Source organism: Streptomyces sp. Ag82_O1-12 (assembly GCF_900182715.1).
GTDB lineage: Bacteria > Actinomycetota > Actinomycetes > Streptomycetales > Streptomycetaceae > Streptomyces > Streptomyces massasporeus.
In genome coordinates this window covers 7,030,329-7,053,732 of record NZ_FXUW01000001.1, presented here as the reverse complement: position 1 = coordinate 7,053,732, position 23,404 = coordinate 7,030,329, and the positions used below count along the sequence as shown (strand labels likewise).

25 protein-coding genes and 1 pseudogene are annotated in these 23,404 nt (G+C 69.5%); 12 read left to right on the top strand and 14 right to left on the bottom strand.

The window, feature by feature from the left end; genetic code table 11:
• Positions 1-341 precede the first annotated feature (341 nt).
• From QOL88_RS32165 to QOL88_RS32140, 6 genes are all read right to left on the bottom strand, one after another.
• A complete protein-coding gene (locus tag QOL88_RS32165) occupies positions 342-1,262 on the bottom strand; it encodes an alpha/beta hydrolase (protein WP_097221765.1) in 921 nt (306 codons plus the stop codon).
• Positions 1,263-1,413: 151 nt separating this feature from the next.
• Positions 1,414-1,815, bottom strand: a complete 402-nt coding sequence (locus QOL88_RS32160) for a tautomerase family protein (RefSeq protein WP_097223273.1) — start codon at positions 1,813-1,815, stop codon at positions 1,414-1,416.
• A 1,347-nt stretch (positions 1,816-3,162) separates the two neighbouring features.
• Positions 3,163-3,597 carry a hotdog fold thioesterase gene (locus tag QOL88_RS32155; protein ID WP_097221764.1) on the bottom strand — a complete coding sequence of 145 codons (435 nt, stop codon included), beginning with the start codon at positions 3,595-3,597 and terminating at the stop codon, positions 3,163-3,165.
• Between the two features lie 214 nt (positions 3,598-3,811).
• A complete protein-coding gene (locus tag QOL88_RS32150; RefSeq protein ID WP_097221763.1) occupies positions 3,812-4,624 on the bottom strand; it encodes an alpha/beta fold hydrolase in 813 nt (270 codons plus the stop codon).
• Between the two features lie 101 nt (positions 4,625-4,725).
• Entirely contained in the window at positions 4,726-5,154 is a 429-nt protein-coding gene (locus tag QOL88_RS32145) for a nuclear transport factor 2 family protein (protein WP_097221762.1), read from the bottom strand.
• A gap of 162 nt (positions 5,155-5,316) precedes the next feature.
• Positions 5,317-5,844 carry a MarR family winged helix-turn-helix transcriptional regulator gene (locus tag QOL88_RS32140; protein WP_097221761.1) on the bottom strand — a complete coding sequence of 176 codons (528 nt, stop codon included), beginning with the start codon at positions 5,842-5,844 and terminating at the stop codon, positions 5,317-5,319.
• Between the two features lie 155 nt (positions 5,845-5,999).
• Between QOL88_RS32140 and QOL88_RS32135 the strand changes: the two genes are divergently transcribed.
• Together QOL88_RS32135 and QOL88_RS39000 are read left to right on the top strand one after the other, a co-directional pair.
• Positions 6,000-6,314: a hypothetical protein gene (locus QOL88_RS32135; RefSeq protein WP_097221760.1), complete on the top strand. Its 315-nt coding sequence runs from the start codon at positions 6,000-6,002 to the stop codon at positions 6,312-6,314.
• Complete coding sequence (locus QOL88_RS39000) at positions 6,311-6,358, top strand: hypothetical protein (protein WP_373559357.1); 48 nt, start codon at positions 6,311-6,313, stop codon at positions 6,356-6,358. Before QOL88_RS32135 ends, QOL88_RS39000 begins: the two co-directional genes overlap by 4 nt.
• A 143-nt stretch (positions 6,359-6,501) precedes the next feature.
• On the opposite strand, the gene QOL88_RS32130 is transcribed toward QOL88_RS39000, so the two are convergent.
• On the bottom strand, positions 6,502-7,002 hold the full coding sequence (locus tag QOL88_RS32130; RefSeq protein ID WP_218892924.1) for a winged helix-turn-helix transcriptional regulator: 501 nt from the start codon (positions 7,000-7,002) through the stop codon (positions 6,502-6,504).
• Between the two features lie 72 nt (positions 7,003-7,074).
• Between QOL88_RS32130 and QOL88_RS32125 the strand changes: the two genes are divergently transcribed.
• Together QOL88_RS32125 and QOL88_RS32120 are read left to right on the top strand one after the other, a co-directional pair.
• Entirely contained in the window at positions 7,075-8,139 is a 1,065-nt protein-coding gene (locus tag QOL88_RS32125) for a Glu/Leu/Phe/Val dehydrogenase dimerization domain-containing protein (protein ID WP_097221759.1), read from the top strand.
• A 247-nt stretch (positions 8,140-8,386) separates the two neighbouring features.
• On the top strand, positions 8,387-10,057 hold the full coding sequence (locus QOL88_RS32120) for an FUSC family protein (protein ID WP_097221758.1): 1,671 nt from the start codon (positions 8,387-8,389) through the stop codon (positions 10,055-10,057).
• 74 nt (positions 10,058-10,131) lie between these two features.
• Here the strand turns inward: QOL88_RS32120 and QOL88_RS32115 are convergent, their stop codons facing one another.
• From QOL88_RS32115 to QOL88_RS32085, 7 genes are all read right to left on the bottom strand, one after another.
• Positions 10,132-11,403 (bottom strand): aldehyde dehydrogenase family protein, encoded by a 1,272-nt coding sequence (locus QOL88_RS32115; protein WP_097221757.1) that lies wholly within the window; start codon positions 11,401-11,403, stop codon positions 10,132-10,134.
• Between the two features lie 229 nt (positions 11,404-11,632).
• On the bottom strand, positions 11,633-12,334 hold the full coding sequence (locus QOL88_RS32110; RefSeq protein WP_097221756.1) for an alpha/beta fold hydrolase: 702 nt from the start codon (positions 12,332-12,334) through the stop codon (positions 11,633-11,635).
• A gap of 26 nt (positions 12,335-12,360) precedes the next feature.
• The gene (locus tag QOL88_RS32105; protein ID WP_218892923.1) at positions 12,361-12,771 is read right to left on the bottom strand and encodes a nuclear transport factor 2 family protein; all 411 of its coding nucleotides are present in this window, start codon (positions 12,769-12,771) and stop codon (positions 12,361-12,363) included.
• 2 nt (positions 12,772-12,773) lie between these two features.
• Positions 12,774-13,580, bottom strand: coding sequence for an MBL fold metallo-hydrolase (locus QOL88_RS32100; protein WP_097221754.1), 807 nt, complete (start codon positions 13,578-13,580; stop codon positions 12,774-12,776).
• A gap of 35 nt (positions 13,581-13,615) precedes the next feature.
• The gene (locus tag QOL88_RS32095; protein WP_097223271.1) at positions 13,616-14,227 is read right to left on the bottom strand and encodes a DsbA family protein; all 612 of its coding nucleotides are present in this window, start codon (positions 14,225-14,227) and stop codon (positions 13,616-13,618) included.
• A gap of 368 nt (positions 14,228-14,595) precedes the next feature.
• Positions 14,596-15,090 (bottom strand): MarR family winged helix-turn-helix transcriptional regulator, encoded by a 495-nt coding sequence (locus QOL88_RS32090; RefSeq protein ID WP_097223270.1) that lies wholly within the window; start codon positions 15,088-15,090, stop codon positions 14,596-14,598.
• A gap of 83 nt (positions 15,091-15,173) precedes the next feature.
• Positions 15,174-16,076: an AraC family transcriptional regulator gene (locus QOL88_RS32085; RefSeq protein ID WP_097221753.1), complete on the bottom strand. Its 903-nt coding sequence runs from the start codon at positions 16,074-16,076 to the stop codon at positions 15,174-15,176.
• A 128-nt stretch (positions 16,077-16,204) separates the two neighbouring features.
• Here QOL88_RS32085 and QOL88_RS32080 point away from each other — a divergent pair, with 128 nt between their 5' ends.
• The 8 genes and pseudogenes from QOL88_RS32080 to QOL88_RS32045 all read left to right on the top strand — a co-directional run bounded on the left by QOL88_RS32080 (position 16,205) and on the right by QOL88_RS32045 (position 23,242).
• The gene (locus QOL88_RS32080; RefSeq protein ID WP_097221752.1) at positions 16,205-16,984 is read left to right on the top strand and encodes an MBL fold metallo-hydrolase; all 780 of its coding nucleotides are present in this window, start codon (positions 16,205-16,207) and stop codon (positions 16,982-16,984) included.
• 46 nt (positions 16,985-17,030) lie between these two features.
• Positions 17,031-18,035, top strand: coding sequence for an SMP-30/gluconolactonase/LRE family protein (locus QOL88_RS32075; protein ID WP_179879017.1), 1,005 nt, complete (start codon positions 17,031-17,033; stop codon positions 18,033-18,035).
• Between the two features lie 43 nt (positions 18,036-18,078).
• Positions 18,079-18,729, top strand: coding sequence for an NADPH-dependent F420 reductase (locus QOL88_RS32070; RefSeq protein ID WP_097221751.1), 651 nt, complete (start codon positions 18,079-18,081; stop codon positions 18,727-18,729).
• A 96-nt stretch (positions 18,730-18,825) separates the two neighbouring features.
• The gene (locus QOL88_RS32065) at positions 18,826-19,767 is read left to right on the top strand and encodes an SMP-30/gluconolactonase/LRE family protein (RefSeq protein ID WP_097221750.1); all 942 of its coding nucleotides are present in this window, start codon (positions 18,826-18,828) and stop codon (positions 19,765-19,767) included.
• A 40-nt stretch (positions 19,768-19,807) separates the two neighbouring features.
• A complete protein-coding gene (locus QOL88_RS32060) occupies positions 19,808-20,812 on the top strand; it encodes a multidrug effflux MFS transporter (protein WP_257027954.1) in 1,005 nt (334 codons plus the stop codon).
• Between the two features lie 9 nt (positions 20,813-20,821).
• Complete coding sequence (locus QOL88_RS32055; RefSeq protein ID WP_257028113.1) at positions 20,822-21,070, top strand: hypothetical protein; 249 nt, start codon at positions 20,822-20,824, stop codon at positions 21,068-21,070.
• A gap of 16 nt (positions 21,071-21,086) precedes the next feature.
• A pseudogene (locus QOL88_RS32050) lies at positions 21,087-21,647 on the top strand (fibronectin type III-like domain-contianing protein); the annotation flags it as partial.
• A 122-nt stretch (positions 21,648-21,769) separates the two neighbouring features.
• Positions 21,770-23,242 (top strand): glycoside hydrolase family 32 protein, encoded by a 1,473-nt coding sequence (locus tag QOL88_RS32045; RefSeq protein ID WP_097221749.1) that lies wholly within the window; start codon positions 21,770-21,772, stop codon positions 23,240-23,242.
• Positions 23,243-23,404: the final 162 nt, after the last annotated feature.

The following is a 23,404-nucleotide window of genomic DNA, read 5'->3' as shown; positions in this document are numbered from 1 at the left end:
CGACACCCACCCCACTCACCCGAGCGCTGTGCAGGCCGTCCTAACCGGCAGCCAGGCCCACGTCGCTCTCATGGCTCTGGAGGCTGCCGGCTGGAGCGCCGCCGCCACCAACGTCTTCGGAGTCCGTGCCGGACTGTCGCTGCTTAACCTCGCGCTTGCGCAAGTGGGTTTGTCCGGGTCATGATCAAACAAGAGTTCCACTGAACTGCAACGATGGGACGTTCGAGGGTCCTGTCCGCTGCAAGGAAAGAAGCACTCACCACGTGGCGGACGCCACCGTAGGAATGGCGGGACTATTGATGCGCGTTCCTCAACACCTGGCGGGCGACACGTATAAGGGCCTACTCAGTTCGGGGGTCATGGCCCTGCGCATCGAGGTGACGTAGGAACCAGTCCACGGCCGCCCGAGAAGCGACCGAGAATTGGGCGTCGTACGGCGCGAAGTGCCCTCCCGGCACGGTCACCAGACTCTTCGGCTCCAGCGCACGCTCATAAGCCTCGAGCTGCAGGTCGGTGTTGGTGATCACATCCTGCAGGGCGACGATCATGAGTAGCGGCGTCGGTGAGACCCGGGCGATCCACATCGACGGCTCATACATCCGTGCCGTTCGAGAAGAACGCAGGGTTAGCTCATTGGTCCAGGCGTGTTGCGCGGCTGGCTGGGTGTAGAAGGCGACTGCCTGGGGGTCGTCGTACGCCGCGGGCATCCCGGGCGCCGTGGCCACCACGGCGATCCGCGCGGGCAGCTTCCCGCGGAAGCGGTCACGGTCGTCCTCGCAGAAGGAACTCTCCAATTGTGCGACCGCCGAGGCCGGCACGCGCCGTCTGCTCTGCTCAAAACCGCTCGTCGTCGGCACCTGCGCGACAACACAGCGCAGACGGCTGTCGGTCGCTCCGAGGATGACCGCGTGCCCGCCCGCATAGCTGGTTCCCCAGATTCCGATCCGCTCCGGATCCACCTCGGGCCGTGTTTCAAGGAACGAGACAGCACGTCGCCAGTCGGCGATCTGAGCCCATGGGTCCACGTCATGCCGTGGTACGCCGCAACTGCCGCCGAAACCGCGATGGTCATGGACGAGCACAACGAACCCGGCATCGGCAAATACGCGGGCGAAGCGGTCCAGCCCGTGCTCGCGGGTCGCGGCGAACCCGTGGGCCATGGTTACCGCCGGGTGCGGCCCCGGCCGCGCGGGAAGGTACAGCCAGGCAGCCAGCTTATTGCCGTCCTCCCCAGGGAATTCGACCTCCAGCCGCCGAGTCACGGCTGCGCCCCAGTGGCTGAAGGCAGTTCGACCAGCTGGGACTGGTCGTTCCGATCGAGCCCGGTGAACGCAGCCCTCGAAGCCTCCACGACACGGCTATCACTCATCCCCGTCGTGACCGGCACATCCTCGGGGCGAGTGGATGGTCCGGTCACCACTGCGGCGCCCCGTTCGCCAGCTGCAGCTCTCCCCGGCCGAAGGAGAAGTTCTCGTTCGGTACAGGGACAAGCGCCACGAAGATGTCGTCGGGCGACACGCCCAGCGCGTCCACAACGAGCCGGTTGATCGCTGACACAACCTTCTGCTTGTCCGAGAGCGGACGGTGCGCCCCGAACAGCACAGAGATGATCATGGCGTCCTCTGTCCGCTCCATCTCCATGAAGGACGGGTCCAGATGCAGTTCCCCTTCACCGTGCTCGGTGATCACTATGAACCGGTCTCCAACGGGAATCCCCAGGCCCTGAACAAGGGACTGATTCAGAGCGTCCGCCAAGGCGCGCTTCTTCTCGACAGAGAAGCGTCCGGCTGGGACGTGAGCCTCAAAGACGGGCATGAGTAAACCTCCGATCGACTGTGGCAGGCCGGCGGCCACCACTAATAGGAGCATATGCTCGTAGTTAGTCGATCTGCAAGAGGTTGTTGCAGGAGGCGAGGACTGCCTGCCCGTCCTACCGGCGACGCATCCCGCAAAGAAGGTCTCGAGCGACGAGCTCTTGCAAGACTGTCCGACCGCTGGCCCCTCAACCTCAGCGGCCGCCGTGAGCTTGACTCTGCCGGGATCTTGAGGTTCTGCGGCGGAGTGGCCAGCTCACCCGTCATGCTCGGGACAACTCTGAGGTCCTAGGCATGCAGCGCGGTGGTCCGCGTCCCTCCGCCCACGTCCGGGTGAACAGATTCCACCCTGACCGCGCAGGTCGCGCGGGCGAGCAATCCGGGCGACACGAAGGCGATGTGGGTCCGGGACCGCCTCGGCGGGCTGTGGCGGAATGACGACTTCGCGTCGTTGTACCCGCGCGATAGCCACCCCGGGCTCTCACCCGCCCAGCCGGCCACCATCAGCCTCCCCCCTCCGTTCGGTCGGCTGGACTGGGTTGGCTGCTGCGGGCTGTGGTCGCCGGGGATCGTCGTTATGCGGGCGTGGCTGGGGCCCGACGTGCGGGTCGCATTCTCCGGGGTTCCTCGGGTCACGAGCGGGCAGAACAACGTCGCTGTACAGGTGGCCGGCCTGGGGCCGAACCGCGAGCCGGGCCAAGGCGTCGGCCAGCTCATAGCGCCAGGGCCAGGCGACGGCGATCCACAGATGGAGACGACGGCCGCTGCCCGTGATGCCGGCGGCCGCAAGTAGCAGTCGGTGGCAGAGCTTCTTCGGTTCGGCAGTGGACAACTCGCCGTTCAGCAAGAGGGCCCATGCCCAGGCCCTCATATCGACGGCAGTCACGGACAGCCCCGGCCGGGCGGCGTTGATCTGGAAGCGGCGGGAGGGGAAAGCTGAAGTCGGTGGTCTTGGCGCAGCGGACGCGGTCCTCGACGCGGGTGTGCGCCCCGGTGGCGGCCCTCCAGATAGCAGGGAGCCTTTGCCCTCGGGGGTGTCTGTGAGGAAGACCTGGTGGCGCATGGCCTCGTCCAGAGGGACGACATGCGCCGCCGGGGTGAATGCGCTCGCTGCGGACGATGATCCGGCTGCCGTCCAGCGTGCCCTGCCAGGTCCACCATGCGGTCATCTCTGGCACTTCACCAGTGCGCAAGGCGCCGTCCTGCTCCAATGAGCCCTTCTGCGATCAACGACTACACGGCAGCGGACAAAGCGGTGTCGCCGATGTCCGAGACGTCGTCCCTATGAACACGCTCCTCGATGCGGCCGGCTGGGACATTGGAAACGAGCTGGCTCAAGCGTCGCGGATCAATTGGTGTCGGGCGCCGGGCGCAGCATGCATGTGAGTCGGGCGGAGCATACGCGGCGGTCTTGTTCGTCGCTGATGACGATGTCATACGTGGCGACGGAGCGACCCAGGTGGACGGGCGTGGCCACGCCGGTGACGCTGCCTGAGCCGACGGCGCGATGATGGGTGGCGTTGATGTCGACGCCGAGCGCGATCCGGTCGGGGGCGGCGTGCAGCATGGCGCCGACGGAGCCCAGGGTCTCTGCGAGGGCGAGGGAGGCACCGCCGTGCAGGAGCCCGTAGGGCTGCGTGTTGCCCTCTACGGGCATCGTGCCGACAACGCACTGCGCGGTCGCCTTGACGAGGTTGATGCCCAGGCGGTCCACGAGGGCGCTGGCGAAAGGGCCCAGGTCTGCGGATTCGGGCTGGAGTTGTGTGTTGCTGTCGCTGCCCATACGGCTCCGATCGTGGCGTGGGAATTGCTCGTGATGTCGGTGTGCTGCGGGGAGGCGGTCGGGCATGCGCCGTGGGTGGTTTGACCCAAGGTGTTTGAGGGACCTGACGCCACGCGTATCGGCGGGAGCCGACAGCCTTCCCGCGACGGCTTCACTGTGGCTACAAGGTGTAAGGCGGTAGGGCGTGACTGCGCCGGTGGAACCTTGGCCGGGGTCAAAGGCGCGACGTCGCCCTGGCGGCCGCCTGGATGACGAAGGGCAGCACGGTCTCGGCGAGGGCCTTCGGCTGCTCGGTGTGCGGCCAGTGCCCGGCGCGATCGATAACGGCCGTCGCCGGTTCGTTGAATCGCGGGGTGACTCGCTGGAGAAGGTCATCGGTGACGAAGCCGTCTCCCGCCCCACGGACGATGAGCACCGGCCCTTGGAAGCGACTCGGCGCCTCTCCGGCGGGGTCGCCGTCGTTCCACGCGTCGGCGAGCGCGGAGACAACCGCGGGCGGGATCCGGGCCCCCGCTGAGACCTGCAGGTCGACCGTTTGGGCTGACGGGGCCATCGTCAACTGTGAGCGGACCGCGCGTTGGGCTTCGGGATTCCCACCGAGTGCCCGGAACGGTGCGATGTCCGGGTCGGGAAGACGGGTGCCGGCGAGAGGCACAGGCGTGAGGAGGATCAGCCCTTGCACGGCGTCACCGCGCGGCGCGGCCACCAGCTCGGCAACCTGGGCTCCCATGCTCTGGCCGAGGACGACACAGGGTTTGCCGAGCGAGTCGACGACCGCGCCGGCGTCCTCGGCCATGCGCCGCAGGGTGAACGGGCCGGATGCGTTGACACGACCACCGACTCCGGCGGGCTCGAACTGCACCACATCTATGCCGGCCCCGGCGATCAGATCGGCGAACACGGTCCAGACAGTCGCGTCGTCCAGGAATCCGGGAAGCACGACGAACGCCGTAGAGCCCTGGCCTGTGCGACGGGCGATCAAAGGTGCCTCTTCCGCGAACATGATGCCGGCTGAGGGTTCGGTCATGGCGATTCTCCTTGAACGACCGTGATGGCTCCCGACGGTGACTCTGTATCGCTGACGATGGGAGACGAGTCGTCAGGTTGGGGAGGAGCGAGATCGCCCGCTCAGGCGAGCGTCGCCCGCGGGTATCGGCGCGGCTCCAGGCCCGCCATCACGTCCCGGCCGCGCGCAGTGTCCGCGTAGAGCCGGCCGAAGATCACCTTGCCGTCCCGGATCTTGAACAGGAACAGGTGCTCATTGCACATGCGGATGCCGCGGATCGACAGGGCATCCGTGCGGACCGGGACGACGATCGTGTCGCCGGCGTCGATGATCTCGTGGGCCTCGTACCGGAAGTACTGCCACTCTTTGCCGACCTCCTTCCAGAACGCCGTGAACTCGGCCGCGCCGATGTAGGCCCCGCCGTACGGCAGCGAGTCCGACATCTCGAACTGGAAATCGTCCGCCAGCAGCGCGACCAACGGACTGCGGTTGTTCGTCTCGTAACCGGTGAAGGCAGTCTTGAGCGCCGCGAGGATCTTGTCGTTCTGCATCTCGTTCTCCGGCAGTCGGTTTCATTGAGGGAAAGGGGACATTGCTCGCTTGAACGGAAGGGAGCATATGCGCGTATCGGCTTCGCCGCCAGCCCCTGCAGTCGTGTGAAGTCGATGTACCCGGGTGGCGCCGCGACAGCGCCGCACGCATGCGCCGAGACGTCACTCAGCCCAGGGGTCGAAGCCCGTCTCCAGCACCGCCCGCAGCGCCGCTCGCAGTTCAGCGGCCTCGGATGCGCCGAACGTGCTCTCGAACTGATCTTGAGCGGCCTTCCACAGGGGCACCGCCGCCTCCAGACGTTCCAGACCTGCCTCCGTGATCTCGACTGCGCGAGCGCGTCGGTCGGTGTCCGAAGACCGGACGACGAGCAAGCCATCACGCTCCAGCGGCTTGAGATTCGTCGCGAGGGTCGTGCGATCCATCGCGATCCGCTGGGAGAGTGCCGTGATCGTTGTGCGGCCTCCCAGTGCCAGTCGGTGCAGAATGTTGAACTGCGTCGTCCGTAGCCCGACCGGGGTCAGCGCCTTGTCGTAGGCGGCAGTCAGGTACCGGGTCGCCCGTCGGCTGGCTGTGCAGTTGCACCGACCGTCCATCTCGGCGAGGGTCGCGGCGAACGGCGCCTTCGGTCGAGCCTGCCCGTCGCCCGCCCTCGCTGTGGTGGCGGCAGTCGCGGACGCTTTGTCGGTCATAGTGGTCCCTCCCGGATGCCGCCTTCCAGGATAGGTGCATGTGCGCGCAACCACGTAGTCCGACCGCGAGGTGATCGACTCCGCTGGAGCCTGCCTGGCACGGAGGAGGTCAGGCCGTCCTGCTCACCCTCGAGCGGGAGTCGCTCGACCAACTGATGGGCAAAGCGCCTCGCAACGACACCACTGCCACCGGACTCGGCTTTCAGCTCGACGATGCTTTCAGCGTCATCTGTGTCACCGGGCTTGGACAGCGTGCTGACAGCAAGCGTCTGATGGAGCTCCTGAACAAGACAAGTGACCGAGTCGCCTGCATGCACCACGCCGAATTCGAACGTGACCGGCTGATGTCCAGCCTCAACGCCGGCAAGCACCGGTTCGAGGCTGTCCTCCAACCGACGATGGGGTGGCACGGCGGCACCCGCATCCGGCCGAGACGGTACGGGCGTACTCGGAATGCCGGTACTCCGTGAGCGCCTGCGCCCGTCGGCTGCACATCCATCCGAACAGCGCCTGATACCGCCTCGATCGGCGGAAGGAGCCGACCGGCCGCGACGTCGAGACAGTCGACGGACTGAACGCTTCCGTCGTCGCGCTCGAACTGATCCGCCAGGACGGGACGCTCGTGCGCCAGGCGGGCAGGGGTGCTCGGGGCATCGATCAGTCGTCGGCTGCCACGGCGCTCAGCAGGGTGGGTGCCGCGACCACTTCGACCTCGCCCGGCGGCAGGATGTGGCCCTCGGCGCAGGAAAGCCGGGGGTGGACAGGTGCCCCGCAATCCCGGTGCCGCAGACGGACCGGACCTCCGTCAGGGGCGGCATGCCGGTCGCCCCACTCCATGAGGGCGAAGAAGGCGACCATGAGCTCTTCGCCGGGCGGGGTGAGTTCGTAGCGGTGCCGTGTGCGCTGGCCGGCTTCCTGGTAAGGCACCCGGGTCAGGAGCCCGACGTCCACGAGTTCTTTGAGCCGCTTGGACATCGCGGGCTCGCTGAGCGGGGTTTCCCGCACGAAGTCCTGGAAGTACGTCGTGCCGTAGAACGCCTCGCGCAGCACCAGCAGGTTCGCCGGGGTGCCGAGCACCTCCAGGGCACGAGCGGCGGAACAGCGCTCGGACCGCCAGCTGTCGCGGTCGGCCAGCAGGCCAATCAGGGATGACGTCACCACTCCACTCTACGAGGAGCCTGACTTAAGGTACCTTAAGTCAGCCATCCCGCCCACCTCTGGAGGTTCCCCATGTCAGCTGCAGCCCTGGAAGCAACTCTCGATCACGAGCAGGTGGTGGTCCGGTCAGGCCGCCGGACCGGCCTCCCCGTGATGATCGCCGTCCACTCGACCCGTCTTGGACCCGCGGTGGGCGGCGTCCGCATAACCCGCTACGCGTCCCCGGCCGACGCCTTCGTCGACTGCCTTCGACTGAGCCGCGGCATGACGTACAAGGCCGCCGCCGTCGGCAACGGCACGGGCGGCGGCAAAGCTGTCGTACCGCTGCTTCCCGGCGGCCCGCAGCAGCTGGACGAGGGGCTGCGCAACGGCCTGCTGATGGACCTGGCCGAAGTGGTGCACGAACTCGACGGCGCGTACCACGTGGCGCCGGACGTCGGCAGCAGCACCGCCGACATGCTCCGCATCCGTCGCCGCACGCCGTACGTCGGCGGCTACTCGACCACCGAGAACGGACTGGGTGCGACAACGTTCGGCACGGCCGCAGGCGTGGAGCACGCGATGCTGGCCACTGCCGAGCATCTGTGGGGTGCCGCCGATCTGCACGGCCGGGACGTCGTGGTCGTCGGCTTCGGAGCCGTGGGCGAGGAACTCACCCGACGCCTGGTGGCCGCAGGGGCCCAGGTCAGGGCAACCGACATCGACATCACCCGTCGCGCAGCCGCGGAGACGGCTGGAGCGCGGTGGGTGGAACTCGACGGCGCCTACACGCTGGAGACGGAGATCCTGGCGCCGTGCGCACTGGGCGGAGTGTTCACCAGTGAGCTGGCGGCTGCGCTGCGCTGCCGCGCCGTGGTCGGCTCGGCCAACAATCAGCTGGCCACCGACGAGGTGGCCGCCGATCTCGCCAAGGCAGGAATCGCCTGGGCCCCCGACTTCGTGGCCAACGCCGGCGGAGTGATGTACGGGACCGGCGTCGAACTGCACCACCTGAGCCCCGAGCAGTCCCGGGACCGGCTGAGGTCGATTCAGTCGACGACCGCCGAGATCCTGCGGCGGAGTACCGAAGAGGCGACGACCACCCTGGCAACCGCCAACCGGATCGCGGAGCGCGCTCTGGCCGCCGCCGGGCGATAACGCTCTGTTCGACGACCGGCCCGCCGGTCGAGGGACGCCTCTCTGCCGCGCGCCCTCGCCCGCCGGGTCGTGCTCGCGCGCCGGCATCTGAGGACTGTTCTTCCGACCTCGGTGCTTGCCCCGGCGCGCAGGCTCACGGCCGGCTGCGTTCGCCCCCCTCGCGGCTCGCATTTCACCGCGCGGCACGACATCCCCAAGCGCCGATCGCCCCTCTTACGGGCGACGGCGCATTTCACGGAGAGAATCGATGAGTACGCGTGCGGCCCTGCGCCGTGTGGCCCACGCCGGGGTGCTGCGATGCGCCCGGCCTTCCGACATCTGGTTCAAGCCCGCGCTGAGCGTGCTCGCCGCTACCGCCCTGCCCGCTCTGTCCATGCTCGTGCTGGGCAGGCTCGACCTGGCGATGTACCCGATAGCCGGTGCCATGTCCGCGCTGTACTGCCACAACCGCCCGTACGCCGCCCGGTACCGGGCCCTGGCCTGGGTGGTGCTCGGCATGGTCGGTGGCCTCGCCGTCGCGCTGCTCGCAGCGGCGCTCACCACCAACGCAGCTGTCCTCGTCGGTGTCGGCGCTCTCATGGCCGCCCTGCAGAAGGCCGTCTGCGACGCCACCCGCATCGGACCGCCCGCGAGTGTGGTCCTCACGTTCATCAGCTCGACCGCTCTGTTCTTGCCTCAGACTCCCGCTCAGGTCCCCGGCCATATCGGGCTGGCCCTGCTGGGGGGTGTCTGGGCCTGGCTGGTCTGCATGGCACCCGGCCTGCTGCGCCCCCACGGACCCGAGCGTCGCGCCACCGCCCACGCCCTCGACACGGTCGCCGCGTACGTCGCCGTGAGCGGAACGGCCGAGCTCCGGGTCAAGGCCCACGCCGCCGCTGCCGCGGCTGTGCAGGCCGCCTGGCAATGCCTGCCGGCCGCCGACGCCCGAAGCGACCTCACACGCCGCTCCCTCATACGGCTCGTCGCGCGCGCCGAGGTCGCCGTCACCGCCCCTGGGGATGCCGACCCGGAGCGTCTGCAGGCGTGGGCGCGCAACCTGCGCGGCTCGGGCCCGATCCCGCAGGTCGGCCACCCGCTGCCGGAAGGCGAGGAACTCCTCGGCCTCGACGCCGAGACGACCGCGTCGCCCCGGGCGGCGTGGTGGAGCCGGCACAATCTGCTCGCCCCCCTCGCGGTGCGCACTGGGATCGGATGCGCGCTCGCCGGATACGCCTCCCTCGGTCTCGGGATCGGGCGCCCGTACTGGGCCCTCGTCACCGCCGCCTCCCTGTACCAGGCCAATCTCGCGCTCACCCGGCGACGAGCAGGTGAGCGGGTCGTCGGCAACCTCATCGGCGTCCTCGCCTTCGCCGCGATCGTTCCGCTCGCCCACCTGCATCCGGCGGCCCTCGTGCTGTGCTTCCTCGCCTTCTGCTTCGCCGCCGCGGCACTGATCGGCCCCAACTACTGGCTCCACACCGTCTGCGTCACCCCGATGGCCCTGCTCATCACCGAGTTCGCCCGGCCCCAGGACTCCGTCCAACTGATCACCGGACGGATCACGGACACTCTCGTCGGCACGCTCGTCGGCTTCGTCGCAGCCATCGCGGTCACCAATCGGCGCGCAGGCGACCGCCTCGAGCACGCGCTCACCGCCGTCGAGCACGCCCATGCGCACACGGCGGCTCTCGTCGCCGAGCCGGATCCCGTGCCCAGCGCGCTGAACGCCTCCCGACGTCGCCTCGGCGCCGCGTTGGTCGAACTGCGTGCCTCGGCCGACACCGCAGCCGGCGAGTGGTGGCAGCGCGCCCTGCCCGGCGACAGAGTCGTGCACGCCGAGCAGTCCGGACACCGGACGCTGGCCGAGGCGCTACGACGTCAGAGGCCGGCGTCCCCGAACCAGGACGCGGGCACCACTGGGCAGGACGCGCTGGCATGACCGGGGAAGCCAACCCGATGAACCCTCGGGGGCCTGTCGCCCTTCGAGCGGCCGGTGTTCCGGCAGTCGGGGTTCTAGCCGAGATTCTCCGCGCTGGGCACGACCACGTACTGCCGCAAGTACAGATCGCGGAAGCTCACCGGCCCACGCGGACCGGGAACCCGGTCGATGTTGATACCGGTCTCCGGCAGTCGCAGCAGCTTGAAGCCGTCGAGAAGTCGCGTGGGGGAATTCCAGAAGACCCCGGAGCCGCCATAAGCATCGATGAACCGGGCAGCGGCGGCCGGGTCGTCGGTCACGATGGCGGCGGCCAGCCCGGACGTCTCCTCGTTCGCGATCCGCGCCGCGTCCGACGGACCGTCGGCGGCGTCGATCGTCACGGTTGCCGCACGCTCCGAGTCGAGTGCCCATTCGAATCCGCGCGGATGGGTGTGCGGGGGAAGAGAAGCGGTGATGCCCAGACGGTGCAGGAGCTGAAGAATGCCGGGCAGCCGCTCCTCGTACACAGGCCGGTCGATGAGCAGCAGATTGAGGCGGTTGCACACGCCCAGGCGGTCGAGGCTGTCGGTGATCAGCCGGTGCGCTGTTGCTTCGGCGGCGGCCGAGTCCACGTACAGGACTCCCCCGCCGTCGGCATGGGCGAGGGTCCGCACACCGTGACGTGCGCCTTCCTGGCCGAGGTCGCGCGTGCTGTCGCCGCTCCCGCGCAGGATGACCAGCGGGATCAGCTCGGGCAGGGCCACCAGCGCGTAAGCCGCCGAGCGGTCTTCGCTGGGCACCAGTTGGATGGCGTCCGGATCCAGCCGCGCCTCGGCGAGCGCCGGTGCGATCACTTGATCCACCAGGGCGCGGGACGAGCCGAGCGCAGCCGATCCGGTGCGGAGCACACCCGCGTTGCGGGACTTGAGGAGCTGGGAGGCGATGTCCAGCGTGACGTTGGGACGAGCCTCGAAGTTGGCGCCGATGACCCCGACCGGACGCCTGCGCTCCAGCAGGGTGAGGCCGTCCGGGCGCACCTCAGCGACCCTGTCCCTCGGCTCGTGCGCGGTGTCCGCCAGCGTGCGCAGCTCGGCCGCCATTGCCTCCAACCGCGTCGAGGTCAGTCGCAGGCGATCCTGCAGCGCGGGCGACATGCCCGCGGCGACGGCAGCAGCGAGGTCCTTCTCGTTGGCGGCCATGAGAGCCGACTGCGCCGAGTCCAGACGCTCCGCCATGCCACGCAGCGCCGAGTCGATCTCGGCGTCCGAGGCGCCCATGAGAGCGGTGCCGCCCTGCTTGGCTCGGATGGCACAGGCACGCACGACATCCAAGGAGGCGGGGGCTCGGTGGTCCTCGTCGCTTGTCACGGGCTTCCTCTCACTGTTCGAATGCCGCAGCAACCCGAAGCAGGAATCGTAGCATCGTTCAACAATCCAGTTCGGCGTCTGTGCCCCGGCAGTGCCGGGGGACGCGGGAAACGGCTCGTGGCGATGTCGACGCTGAGAAGTCCACCGGCCCTGACCCAGGGATCAAGGCCGGTCTCATGACGAAAGGCTGGCCCTGGCGGTGAACGCCAGGAGCCAGCCGTGTGGATGACTAGGACCTGTTGGACGAGGCCCGCGCGACGGCCTTGGCGAGAACGTCGGCTACCTCGTCGGCATGGGACAGGTGCGGAGAGTGCCCGGAGGGAACACGAACACTGTGGGCAGCACGCGCGGCCCACTGTTCCTGTACCGCGGGCGGCAGTGCCGGGTCCTCGGTGGCCACGACGTACGTCAGGGGCACCTGGGCGGGCGCGGCGCCCAGCTTCTCGGTAAAGGCGCGCATGCCCTGCCAGTTGAGGCGTTTGACGGCCTCGGCGGTCAGGGCGGGGTCGACTCCGCTGAAGATGGACTCCTCGGCGTCTCCGGCCTTGACGGCCAGGCCGTCGGGCGAGTGGTTCCAGGTGGGCGGGAAGTCGCCGCCCATCCACTCCATCATCGAGGTGCCCGCTTCGAGGGCGAAGGCGGCGATGTAGACGAGCTCCGTCACCTGGTCCGACTCTGCGGCGGCCCAGGTCGCCGGCACTCCGCCGTAGGAGTGCGCGGCGAGCACCACAGGTCCGTCGGCAGCCGCGACGGCGGCGCGCACCACCTCGACGTCCTCGGCCAGCCCCTGGGCGGCCGCGCTGTCTGGACTGCTGCTGGGCAGTTGGATGGCTCGGGAGGCGATGCCGCGGGCGCTGAGCCTCTCACGCAGGGGTTCGAAGATCCACGGGGTGTGCATCGCTCCGTGCACGAGAACGACAGTGGGGTTCATCTGAGCTGTCCTCAATTAGCGGAGGGTCAGTCGGTCATGGCGTCGCGGACCAGCGCGGTGTCCACGAACTGTTCGAAACGGACGATCAGGCCGCCTCGCACGACGAAATGGTGGGCGACCCGGACGTCGATGTTCTTGCCGGTGGCCTTGTTGGCCGCCGTGTAGCGGGCGAGGACGACGACGTTCTCGCCGTCGACGACGTAGGTGTCGTCGTGGGCGGTCCAGCCGTCCCACTCCTTGCCCAGCTGCTCCATCACGTTGGTGGTGACCCCGTCGGGGGTGCGGTAGGTGCCGGCCAGGGGGAAGCCGGCCATCTCGGTCCACTCGACGTCGGGGGCGAGGGTGGCGCGCAGGGTCTCCAGGTCACCGGCCGCGGAGGCCAGGTACTGGCGGCGTACGACGTCGGCGGGGGCGGTGGACGCGGCGAAGTCGGTCATGGTCAGCCCCACTTCATTTCGCCCTTGGCGACCTTGGCGCCGATCTGGGCGGCGATGAGCATGCCGTTGTCCGGGTAGCGGGCGATGAGAGCCTCGGTCAGCGCGGCGCCGTCGGCGGCCTTGCCGAGCTCCTCCTCGAAGGCGAGGAGGTAGTCGCGGGTGGCGGAGATCGCGGAGGCGTTGGCCGGGGCGTTGGGCAGGCGGTGGCCGGGGACGACCAGCTCCGGCTGGAGGGAGGCCATCTCGTCCAGCAGCTTGATCCAGGCGGCGCGGTCGTCGGGGGTGGGGGTGTCGGCGACCCAGACGTGCTCCTGCTGGAAGAGCAGGACGCCGCCGAGGATGGCGCGGTGCTCGGCCTGCCACAGGTAGTGGCGGTCGGGCAGCCCGGCAGGGCCGCCCTTGAGTTCGAAGCGATGTCCTTCAAGGGTGAGGTCGCCGGTCAGGGGCTCGAGGTCGACCAGGCGCGTGGGCAGGTTCGGGCCGAGGGCCTCCCATGCCTTGAGCTTGCCCTGGTAGGAGTGCTGGATGTGCTCGATGACGATCGGGGTCGCGACGAACTTCGCGTCGGGGAAGGCGTCGGCAATCACCTCGGCGCCGAAGTAGAAGTCAGGGTCGGCGTGGGAGACGAAGACGGTGGTCAGAGTCTTGCCCGAGTCGAGGATCTCCGCGGCCAGGCGGTGGCCGTCGGCGCGGGTGAAGGCGGCGTCGACCAGCAGCGCCTCGCTCTCCCCGGTGACAAGGGTGGCCGTCTTGTTCCTGCTGCCGGCCGGGAAGTCCAGATCGAAGATTTTGAAATCGAGGGTGCTCATGCTTGGTGCTCCTTGCGGGGGTGGGGATGGCACAGTCAGGAAAGAGCGGCGAGTCGCCTGTCGACCTCGTCGGCGGTGGCGCGACCGTGAGCCAGGACGGCGACGCGGTCGCCGTCGACGCCGAGCAGGGTGGGGAAGCCGGTGACGCCCAGCTCGGCACAGCGCCGGAAGTCGTCCGCCGCCGTGTCGTACGCCTCGGGGGACTCAAAGGCGGAAACGACAGCGTCGGCGTCAAGGCCGGCCTCTTCGGCGACCTTCCGGTACGTGGCGGACTCGGACAGGCTGAGGCCGTCGACGTAGAAGGCCCGCTGCAGGGCACCGGCCAGCTCGGCCGCCCGGCCGGGGGCCACCCGGCGCAGGGCGGCTACGCCCCGCGCCGCGTCTTCGGAATCCATCACGAACGAGCCGTCGGCGATCAGCCGGTTGTACCCCTCACCGAACTCGGCGCCGGTCAGCTCGGCGATCTGGGCGTTGGCGCCCTGGACGTAGCCGAACTCGCGGATCGGGACCCGGCGCGAGCCGGTGAACAAACCGCCGGAGACGACCTCCACCGGTATATCCGGGTGGCGGGAGACGACCTCGCGCAGGGTGGGGGAGAACCCGTGCGACCAGCCGCAGTAGGCGTCGAAGGCGTAGACGAGCTGCATCGAGAACCTCGGCATCGGGTGGGGTGCTCGCCGGGTGCGAGCGGTTCACCGAGGACAACAGTATCTGACTAGTCAGATATTCCGGTGTTCGGCTGTCAGGCGATTCATCCTGATATCCACGTGTCGGCGCAGCTCATGAATGCAGCACGGACGCGGAGTCAAGGAGTGGCAAACCTTGCGATCATTCGGACGCATCTCGCCTTGGGGCGCGCTGTCCGCGCGGGGGAGATCGCTGGGAGCAGGCCCGCAGCCAGGCTGGCGTGCGCCATGACGCGGGGGCTCAGGTCGATGAGGTGCTGCGCGGCTTGGAGGTCGTCGCCGGTGCAGCGACGCATGCGGGGAGGGGCCTCCGGGACGGCCCACAACCCTCAGGGAAGCCTGGGCAGTGTGTCCCGTGCCGTGTGGCTCAGGATGCGAAGGTCTTCGGCGAACCGGTCCCGGTCCTCCGTCGGGAGGGGCGCCAGGAAGTAGCGCCTGATGTTCTCGACATGGATCCGGGACGCGGAGACCGTGGTCTCCTCGCCAAGCGGCGTCAGGCGCACCAGCCTCCCGCGCCGGTCACCGGGATCCTCGACGCGTTCGACCAGGCCGGCCGCCTCCATACGGTCCACCAGACGCGTGGCGCCACCTGTCGTGAGGACCTGCTCCTGGGCGACGGCCCGCATCGACAGCCCCGGCTCCCCCGCCCTGCCCAGGATGAGCAGCACCTCGAACATCAGATGGCTGATACCGCAGTCCACCTCCAGAGCCCGCCCCAGGATGTACTCCAGCCGGTTCGCGGCCCCCTGCAAGCGCCCGAAGGCCAGGATCAGCGCGTTGTTCGCGGCGTCGCTCGACGTCGAAATCTCCGCATGCTCGTCCACGGTCCTGACGCCCCTTCCCATTCCTGCTTCCATCCGCCCACCGATCATGCCGCACCGGCTGAGCGGCGGGTCTGCCGACTTGGCTACCGGCCCTGGGCGAGCCGGAACGCGCCGGGGGTCGCACCGGTGTGGCGGGTGAAGAACTTGCCGAAGTTGGTGGGCTCGGGGAAACCGAGGCGGCGCGCGATGGTCGCCACCGGCTCGTCGGTGTGCGCCAGCAGCCGCCTGGCCTCCAGAGCGACCCGGCCGTCGATGACGTGCTTGACGGGTTGTCCGGTCGCGGCCGTGCAGGCGCGGGTGAGGGTCTTGACGGTGTAGCCGAGGCGGTGGGCGTAGTCGGCGGCGCGGCGGGTGGTGGCGTACGAGCGCTCCAGCTCGGCGCGGAAGCGGGCATACACCTCGCCGCCGGCGTGCGGGTCGGTGCCGCCGTCGGGGTGCGGCAGCCGGTCGATCTGCAACAGCACGGTGGCCAGCAGGAGTTGGAGGATCTCCGCCGACACGGCCTGCCCGGTGCGGTCGTATTCAGCGCGCAGCTGGCCCAGCAAAGCGGACAGGACGGCGTACGAGGGGTCGGCGCCGAGTTGCCAGCACGCGGGGCCGTACCACTCGTTCACCAGCTTCTCGGCGCTGCTGAAGTGCGGCGGAAAGGCGGGCGTGAAGAGGAGGTGCGTGCCGTTGGTGGTTCCGGGGTCGACGAAACGCTGCACCTGCCCGGGCCGGATCCACATTAGCGTCCCTGGGCGGCAGGGATGCGTGACGAAGTCGATCGCGTGTGCCCCGCTGCCCTCGGTAATCAGGGTGAGGGTGTGGAAGTCCACCCGATGCACCGCGTCGAGCCGACTTCCCCGCCGCCGGCGCCGTTCGTGCAGGGTGGCGAGATCGACGATCTCGAAGCCCGGAACCCGCTCCTCGGGCGGATTGAAGTCGAGCCGGGGGATCGCACCTCCCCGGGAGGGATCACCGCCGTCCAGGCCCGGGGGAACCATCACAGTCTCCAGTTGTCCTCGATTTACCATGCAGGGTCTTCAGCGTATCTCGTCTGCCTGCGGTTTCGCGGCGAGAGTGGAGGTCGTCAAGGCGACGCAAGGCCGCCTCCACCGCAAGGAGTCTCCCCATGAACGGCACGGTCACGGTCCTCGACAAGGGCGCGGTCCGCATCCACAGCTACATGTCCCCGGCGGACACCTTCCACGCCACCACGCAGCTGATCGAGACCCCGGCCCGGATCGTCGTGATCGACGCCCAGCTGAACCCCGCCTACGCCGACGAGGCCGTCGCCTACGCCAAGGGGCTCGGCAAGCCGCTGGACCGCCTGATCATCACCCACGCCCACCCCGACCACTACAACGGCGCCGACCGCTTCGGCGTCCCCGTCCACGTACTGCCCCAGGTGCGTGAACAGATCGCCGCACGCCCCGCCGCCCAGCTGCCGAGCGGCCTGGCCGTCCCGGCCACCGACCTGCCCTCCAGTGTGGACATCACCCCGGGCACCGAGGTCATCGACGGCGTCCGGTTCGTCTTCGAGGCCGTCTCCGGCGGAGAGGCCGCCGACGAACTCCTCGTCAAGCTGCCCGAACAGGGCGTCCTGATCGCCCAGGACCTCGTCTACAACGACGTCCACCTCTACCTGGGCAACAACGACATCACCGGCTGGCAGCAGGCCGTCGACACCCTGGCCGCCGAGACCGGCTACGACACGATCCTCGCCGGCCACGGCCTGCCCGCCGGGCCGGAGGTCTACGCCGGGATCCGCCAGTACCTCGCCGACGCCCGCGAACTGCTCGGCGACGACGGCGAGGCGTACAAGAAGGCGATCGTGGACCGCTACCCCTCCCATGTCGGCCCGTTCATCATCGACATCGCCAACCGGTCCCTGTTCGGCGCCGGTCACTGAGCCTCCGACTCCCTCCTCAACTCTCGCCCATTCAGGAAGACTTGCCATGTCAGTCCGTCTTCGCCGTACCCGTGCCGCAGCCGTCACGGTGGCCTCGCTTCTCGTCCTGGGCGGCGCTGCCCAGGCCCTCGCCGCCCCCGGCGGCGACCTGCCTCACACGCCCCTCCCGCACCACCGAGGTCACCTGCCCACCAGCTACACGATCCCCGGCGACAAGACCTATCCCGAGGGCATCGCCCGCCAGAGCGGCACGCCTTTCTTCTACGTCGGCAGCACCAGCGACGGCACCATCTACCGCGGCGACGTCCATCAGAGCGCGACCCAGGTGTTCCTGCCCGGCGGCCAGGACGGGCGCGTCTCCGTCGCCGGGATGAAGACCGACCGGGCGGGGCGGCTCATCGTCGCCGGCGGCGCCACCGGCAAGGTCTTCGTCTACGACACCCGCACCCGCGCCCTGCTGCACGTGTTCGACACCGGCCGCACCGACACCTTCCTCAACGACGTGGCCCTCGCCCCCAACGGCGACGCCTACATCTCCGACTCGGTCCACCCCGCGCTGTGGCACATCACCGCCGCCGAGCTGAAGAACGAGAAGGTCCAGCAGCCGCTGCAGGCGGGCGTGGACCTCAGCAACTCCCCGATGGTCTACGACGACGGTTTCAACGGCAACGGCCTGGTGGTCACCGGCAACGGTCGCTACGTCCTGCTCGCCGACTACAACGACTACGCCTTCTACCGCATCGACCTCAACACCCACCGGGTCGTCCCGATCAACCTCGGTGGCGCCAGGGGCGTCTCAGGCGACGGTCTGCTGCTGCGAGGGCACACCCTGACCGCCGTCACCGAACTCGACCACCCCGAGGGCCAGATCAGCGTCCTGAAGCTGAGCCACGACTACACCAAGGCCGAGCTCGTGCGCACGATCCACGGCCACGGCATGCACAGCCCCTCCACGGCCGCCGTCGACGGCCACGACCTGCTGATCGTCAACTTCCAGTTCCAGATCGCCGACCCGAAGCTCCCGTTCAACGTGGTGCGGGTCCACGTCTGACAGACACCGGGCACAGCGCAGGACAAGAAAGGACACCACTCTCATGCAGATCACCATCGTCGGTGCCGGCAACATGGCCCGCGGCATCGCCACCCGCGCCCTGGCGGGCGGACACACGGTCACCGTCACCGCCAAGGACCCCGGCAAGGCCGTACGACTCGTCGACGAACTGCGCGGGCAGGCAACCGGCGAAGGCCGTATCGCCGCCGCCGACGCAACGGCCGTGGACACCGCGGACATTGTGGTGCTCGCGGTCCCCTTCGACGCCGCCAAGGAGCTCGCCACCGCCTACGGGGCACAGTTGAGCGGCAAGGTGCTGATCGACATCAGCAACCCCGTCGACGCCTCGCTCGACGCGCTCGTCGTCGCCTCGGGCACCTCCGCCGCCGAAGAGATCGCCGAGGCCGCCGCACCGGGCACCCGGGTCGTGAAGGCGTTCAACACTACGTTCGCCACCACCCTGGTCGCCGGACAGGTGAGCGGGACTCCGCTCGATGTCTTCATCGCCGGTGACGACGAGGCCGCTCGCAGGCAGGTCGCCGCCCTGGTCACCTCCTGCGGGCTGAGCCCGGTCGACGTCGGCGCCCTCAAGCACGCCCGCGAGCTGGAGGGCTTCCAGCTGCTGCACATGGCCATGCAGACCCGAGAAGGCGGCCACAGTTGGGCCAGCACGGTCAAGATCGTCACCCCCTGAGCGCCCGGCCGCAACTCCCTTCGCCCCGCTGCCGGCCTGCAACCCGCACGGGCCGGCGGTGAACCGTCACCGATCCCCCACCAGGAGGACCATCCCATGCACCTGCGCACCTCCCTGACCACGCTCGCTGCCGCCGCGGCCCTGCTGGCCTCCGCGACCACCGCCACCGCGGCCACCGAGCCCCTCCCAGCACCCCGCATCGCCAACCACTTCGACCTGGCGGCCTCGCAGCAGCCCGAGAACATCACCGTCGACCACGCCGGAACGGCGTACCTGACCTTCTCCTTCGCCCGGCAGATCGTCCGCGTCACTCCGGGCGGCCGTCCTCGCGTCTTGGCCACCCTGCCCGCCCCGGCCAAGGCCAGCACCCCCAACCTGGGCAAGGCGTTCGTCGGCGGCATCGCCCGCGCGGACGACGGCACCCTCTACGTCACCTACGCCACCGGCACCGCCGACCTCACCGGCATCTGGGCCGTCCGCCCCGGCGGCCGGCCGCACCGCATCGCCGCCCTGCCCGCCTACGGCCTGCCCAACGGTCTCGCCCTGGACCGGCGCACCGGCAGGCTGTACGCCACCGACTCCGTGCACGGCGTCGTCTACCGCGTTCCCGCACGAGGCGGCGAGGCCGTCGTGTGGGCCGAGGGCGAGGCCCTCGAGCCGAGCTCCTTCGCCGGTGCCAACGGGATCAAGCTGCACCACGGGGCGGTGTGGGCGACCAACCTCGACAAGGGCACCGTCCTGCGCATCCCCGTCACCGCCCGCGGCACGGCCGGCCCCGTCCAGGTCCGCGCCACCGGCATGCCGTCCATCGACGACTTCGCCTTCACCGGCCACGGCGACACCCTCCTCGCCGCACGCGACGACAACCAGGTCGACCTGGTCCGCCCGGACGGCACCCACACCGCGGTCCTCACCGCGGCCGACGGCCTGCAGACCCCCACGTCCGTCGCCGTCCACGGCCACACGGTGTACGTCCCCAGCGCGGCCTATCTCACGAACAAGGACCCCAACCTCCTCGTCGCGCACCTCGACCGCTGACGCGCACGCTCCACTCGCCCCCGAAGCCCTGGAAACGGACATGCCCGAAACCCCTCAGGCCGGCACCGCCATCTCGGAAGACGTGCCCCGCCTTCCGACGCCCCGCGGTCTGTCACTCGTCCTGGTCCTGGGCTCCCTGACCGCACTCGGCCCGCTCACCATCGACCTCTATCTGCCGGCCCTCCCCCAGGCCAGCGCAGACCTGCACGTCTCACAGACCGTCACCCAGCTCACCCTGACCGCCTTCATGATCGGCATAGCGGTCGGTCAGCTGGTCCTCGGTCCGCTAAGCGACACCCTGGGCCGACGACGGCCCCTCCTGACGGGGTTGACGGTGTACGTCGTTGCGAGCGCCGTGTGTGCCCTCGCCCCGGATCCTGCGGTGCTTATCGGCATGCGCCTGGTCCAGGGTCTGGCAGGCGCCGCTGGCATCGTCATCGCCCGAGCCGTCGTGCGCGACCTGCACGACGGGCTCGCCGCCGCCCGCCTGCTGTCCTCGCTGATGCTGGTCTCCGGTACGGCACCGATCCTCGCCCCCGTGCTCGGCGCCCAACTGCTACGCCTCACCTCATGGCGCGGCGTCTTCGTCACCCTCACCCTGCTGGGCCTCGCCATCTTCGCCGCCACCGCGACCCTGCTCACCGAGACCCTGCCGGCCACACATCGACGGCACGGCGGGCTGACCACCACCCTGCGCACCATTCGCGACCTGATCCGCGACCGCCGCTTCACCGGCTACCTGCTCACCGGCAGCCTCGGCTTCGCCGCCCTGTTCGCCTACATCGCCGGCTCGTCCTTCACCATCCAACGTATCTACGGCGCCTCCCCGCTGACCTACAGCCTGCTCTTCGCCGTCAACTCGATCGGCATGGTCGTCACCGGCCAGCTCAACGGCAAGCTGCTGCTCGGCCGCTTCCCCTCGCACCGCGCCCTGGCAACGGGCCTGGCCGTACTCGGAGCCGCCAGCACCGCCCTGCTCCTCCTGGTCACCACCACACACGCGGGTCTGCCCTGGATCGCCACCACGCTGTTCTTCACGGCCTGACCCGTCGGCATGATCCTGCCCACCACCACGGCCCTGTGCCTCCAGCGCGCCCCGCTCGCGGCGGGCAGCGCCTCCGCACTGCTTGGCACCACCCAGTTCCTCATGGGCGCCCTCGCACCGGCCCTGGCCGGTCTCGGCGGCCAGGGCACAGCCCTGCCCATGGCCACATCGGTCCTCGGCCTCGCACTGGCCGCGTCGGGCAGCTTCCTCGCCCTCTGCCGCCCGTGGAGGCCCACTGCGGACCCGCTGGCGCGGTGAGCCAGGGGCCCCACGACCGGGCATGCGCGGTGGCCGCGCCATCGCCGAACTCCTCCTCGGACTCATCGAACCCAGCGGCCGGCTCCCGGTCTCCTTCGCACGCCACGTCGGACAGCAACCGGTCTTCTACAACCAGGTGCGAGGCCAGCACGGGGAGCGCTACGCGGACCTCACCCAAGACCCCTTGTTCGCGTTCGGCGAGGGCCTCACCTACACCACCGTCACCTACTCCGACCTCGTGGTGCACGACCCGGACGTCCCCGCCTACGGCACCGTCGACGCGACGGTACGACTGACCAACAGCGGAAGCCGTCCGGCCCTGGAAACGGTCCAGGCGTACATCAGCGACCTGACCACCAGCGTCACCTGGGCCGAGCAGGAGCTGAAGGGTTTCACCCAGGTCGAGATCGCTCCCGGCGAGAGCCTGGACGTCCACCTCAGCGTCCCTGCCGCGCAGTGCTCACTGGTCACGGCCGACAACCGCCGAGTGGTCGAAGCAGGTGAGTTCATGCTCCGCGTCGGCCCCAGCTCACGGCGGGAGCAGCAGCTGAGCGCGGGCTTCCGCATCGGGACCTGAACCCCGTACCTGGACCTGTAGCCCGCATACGGGCTCGAAGACCCCCGCCCCGCCGGCCTGCCGCCCCGCCAAATCGAGGGCCGGCGGGGCGGGTTCCATCTGAAACACCGAAAGGCACGCGTGTGTCCACCACACCCCGCGATCCGCACCGCCCCGTGGCGCACCTGCGGCCGCCCCGCAACTGGATCAACGACTCCAACGGGCTGGTCTTCCACGACGGCCACTACCACGCGTGCTACCAGTACAACCCGTACGGCGCGACCCACGCGAACATGCACTGGGGCCACTTCCGCAGCCCCGACCTGCTGACCTGGGAGCCGCTGCCGATCGCCCTGTCCCCGACCCCCGGTGGCGTGGACGCCGACGGCTGCTTCTCCGGCAATGCCGTCTCCGACGGCGACCGGCTGGTCGCCTTCTACTCCGCGCACCGCGAGGACCGCTCGTTCCAGCACCAGCCTGTCACCTGCGCCGTCTCCCACGACGGCGGCAACAGCTTCCGCCCGCGCGGCGAACTACTCATCCCCGAGCTGCCCGAGGGCTGCACCATGTACCGCGACCCGTACGTCTGGCAGGACGGCGACGGCTGGCGGATGCTGGTCGGCGCCGCCCTCGCGGACGGCCGCGCCGCCGCCCTTCTCTACGACTCACCCGACCTGGAGAACTGGACCTACCGGGGGCCCTTCGCAGCCCGCCGTCCAGAGCCCGTCGGCGGCACCGAGGAGCTCACCGGCGATGGCTGGGAATGCCCCCAATACCTCCCGGCAGCCGACGGACCCGGCGCCCTCATCTTCAGCACCTGGACCGAACCCACCGGCCCGATGCGCGTCACAGCCCTGATCGGCGATAAGCATGACGGCCACTTCGAGGCCGGCCCAGCGGTACCCGCCGACCACGGCCCCGACTGCTACGCGCCCGCCCTGCTGCGGGCACCGGGCGACCGGTGGCTGCTGTGGGGCTGGTCGTGGGAAGCCCGCGAAGAAGCCTGGGCCGTCGCGGACGGATGGGCCGGGGTCCTCACCCTGCCCCGCGAGATCCACGTCCACGACGACGGCACACTGCGCCAGCAGCCCGCCACCGAACTGCTCGCCCTGCGCGGCGAGCGCACCATCCACGCCGAAGGCGCGACGCACGGCCCGCAGCCGGTGGACCTCGGCAGCGTGGGCCGCGCTTTCGACCTGACGGCCTGTCTGGAGCCGACCGGAAACGCCGGTCTGCGGCTGCTCACCACCCCGGACGGCTTGGAGTACCTCGACATCCGCGTCGATACCGATGCGGGCGAACTGGTCGTCGACCGCGACCACGCCTCACTGGACAGCAGGGCCCGCGGCGGCTCGTACCGGATGCCCTGCCCCTCTGGTCAGCCGGTCGACCTGCGCGTGGTCGTCGACCACTCCATCGTCGAAATCTTCCTGATCACCACCGGCCAGGTCCTCACCCTGCGCTGCTATCCCACAGGGCAAGGCCCGTGGCGACTTGAGGCCCGCAGCGCATCGGGTACCCGCCTCGGCTTCGCGGTCGACGCGTGGGAGCTGCACCCGCTCGTGATCAAGGAGCCGAGCACCGGCACCGCAGAGCCGGCGCCGACGTCGCCGTAGAACCGACTCCACCCGATGCGTGCGCGATGCGTAAGCGGACTGTCCGGCACAGGCAGTCATGAGCCGGATGAAGTACGAAGCCAGACGGAGCTGACCAGGTAAAACGGCACCTCGCGGCAGCGCCAGGCATCCCCCGGCAAGGATTCGATCCCGCTCCTAAAG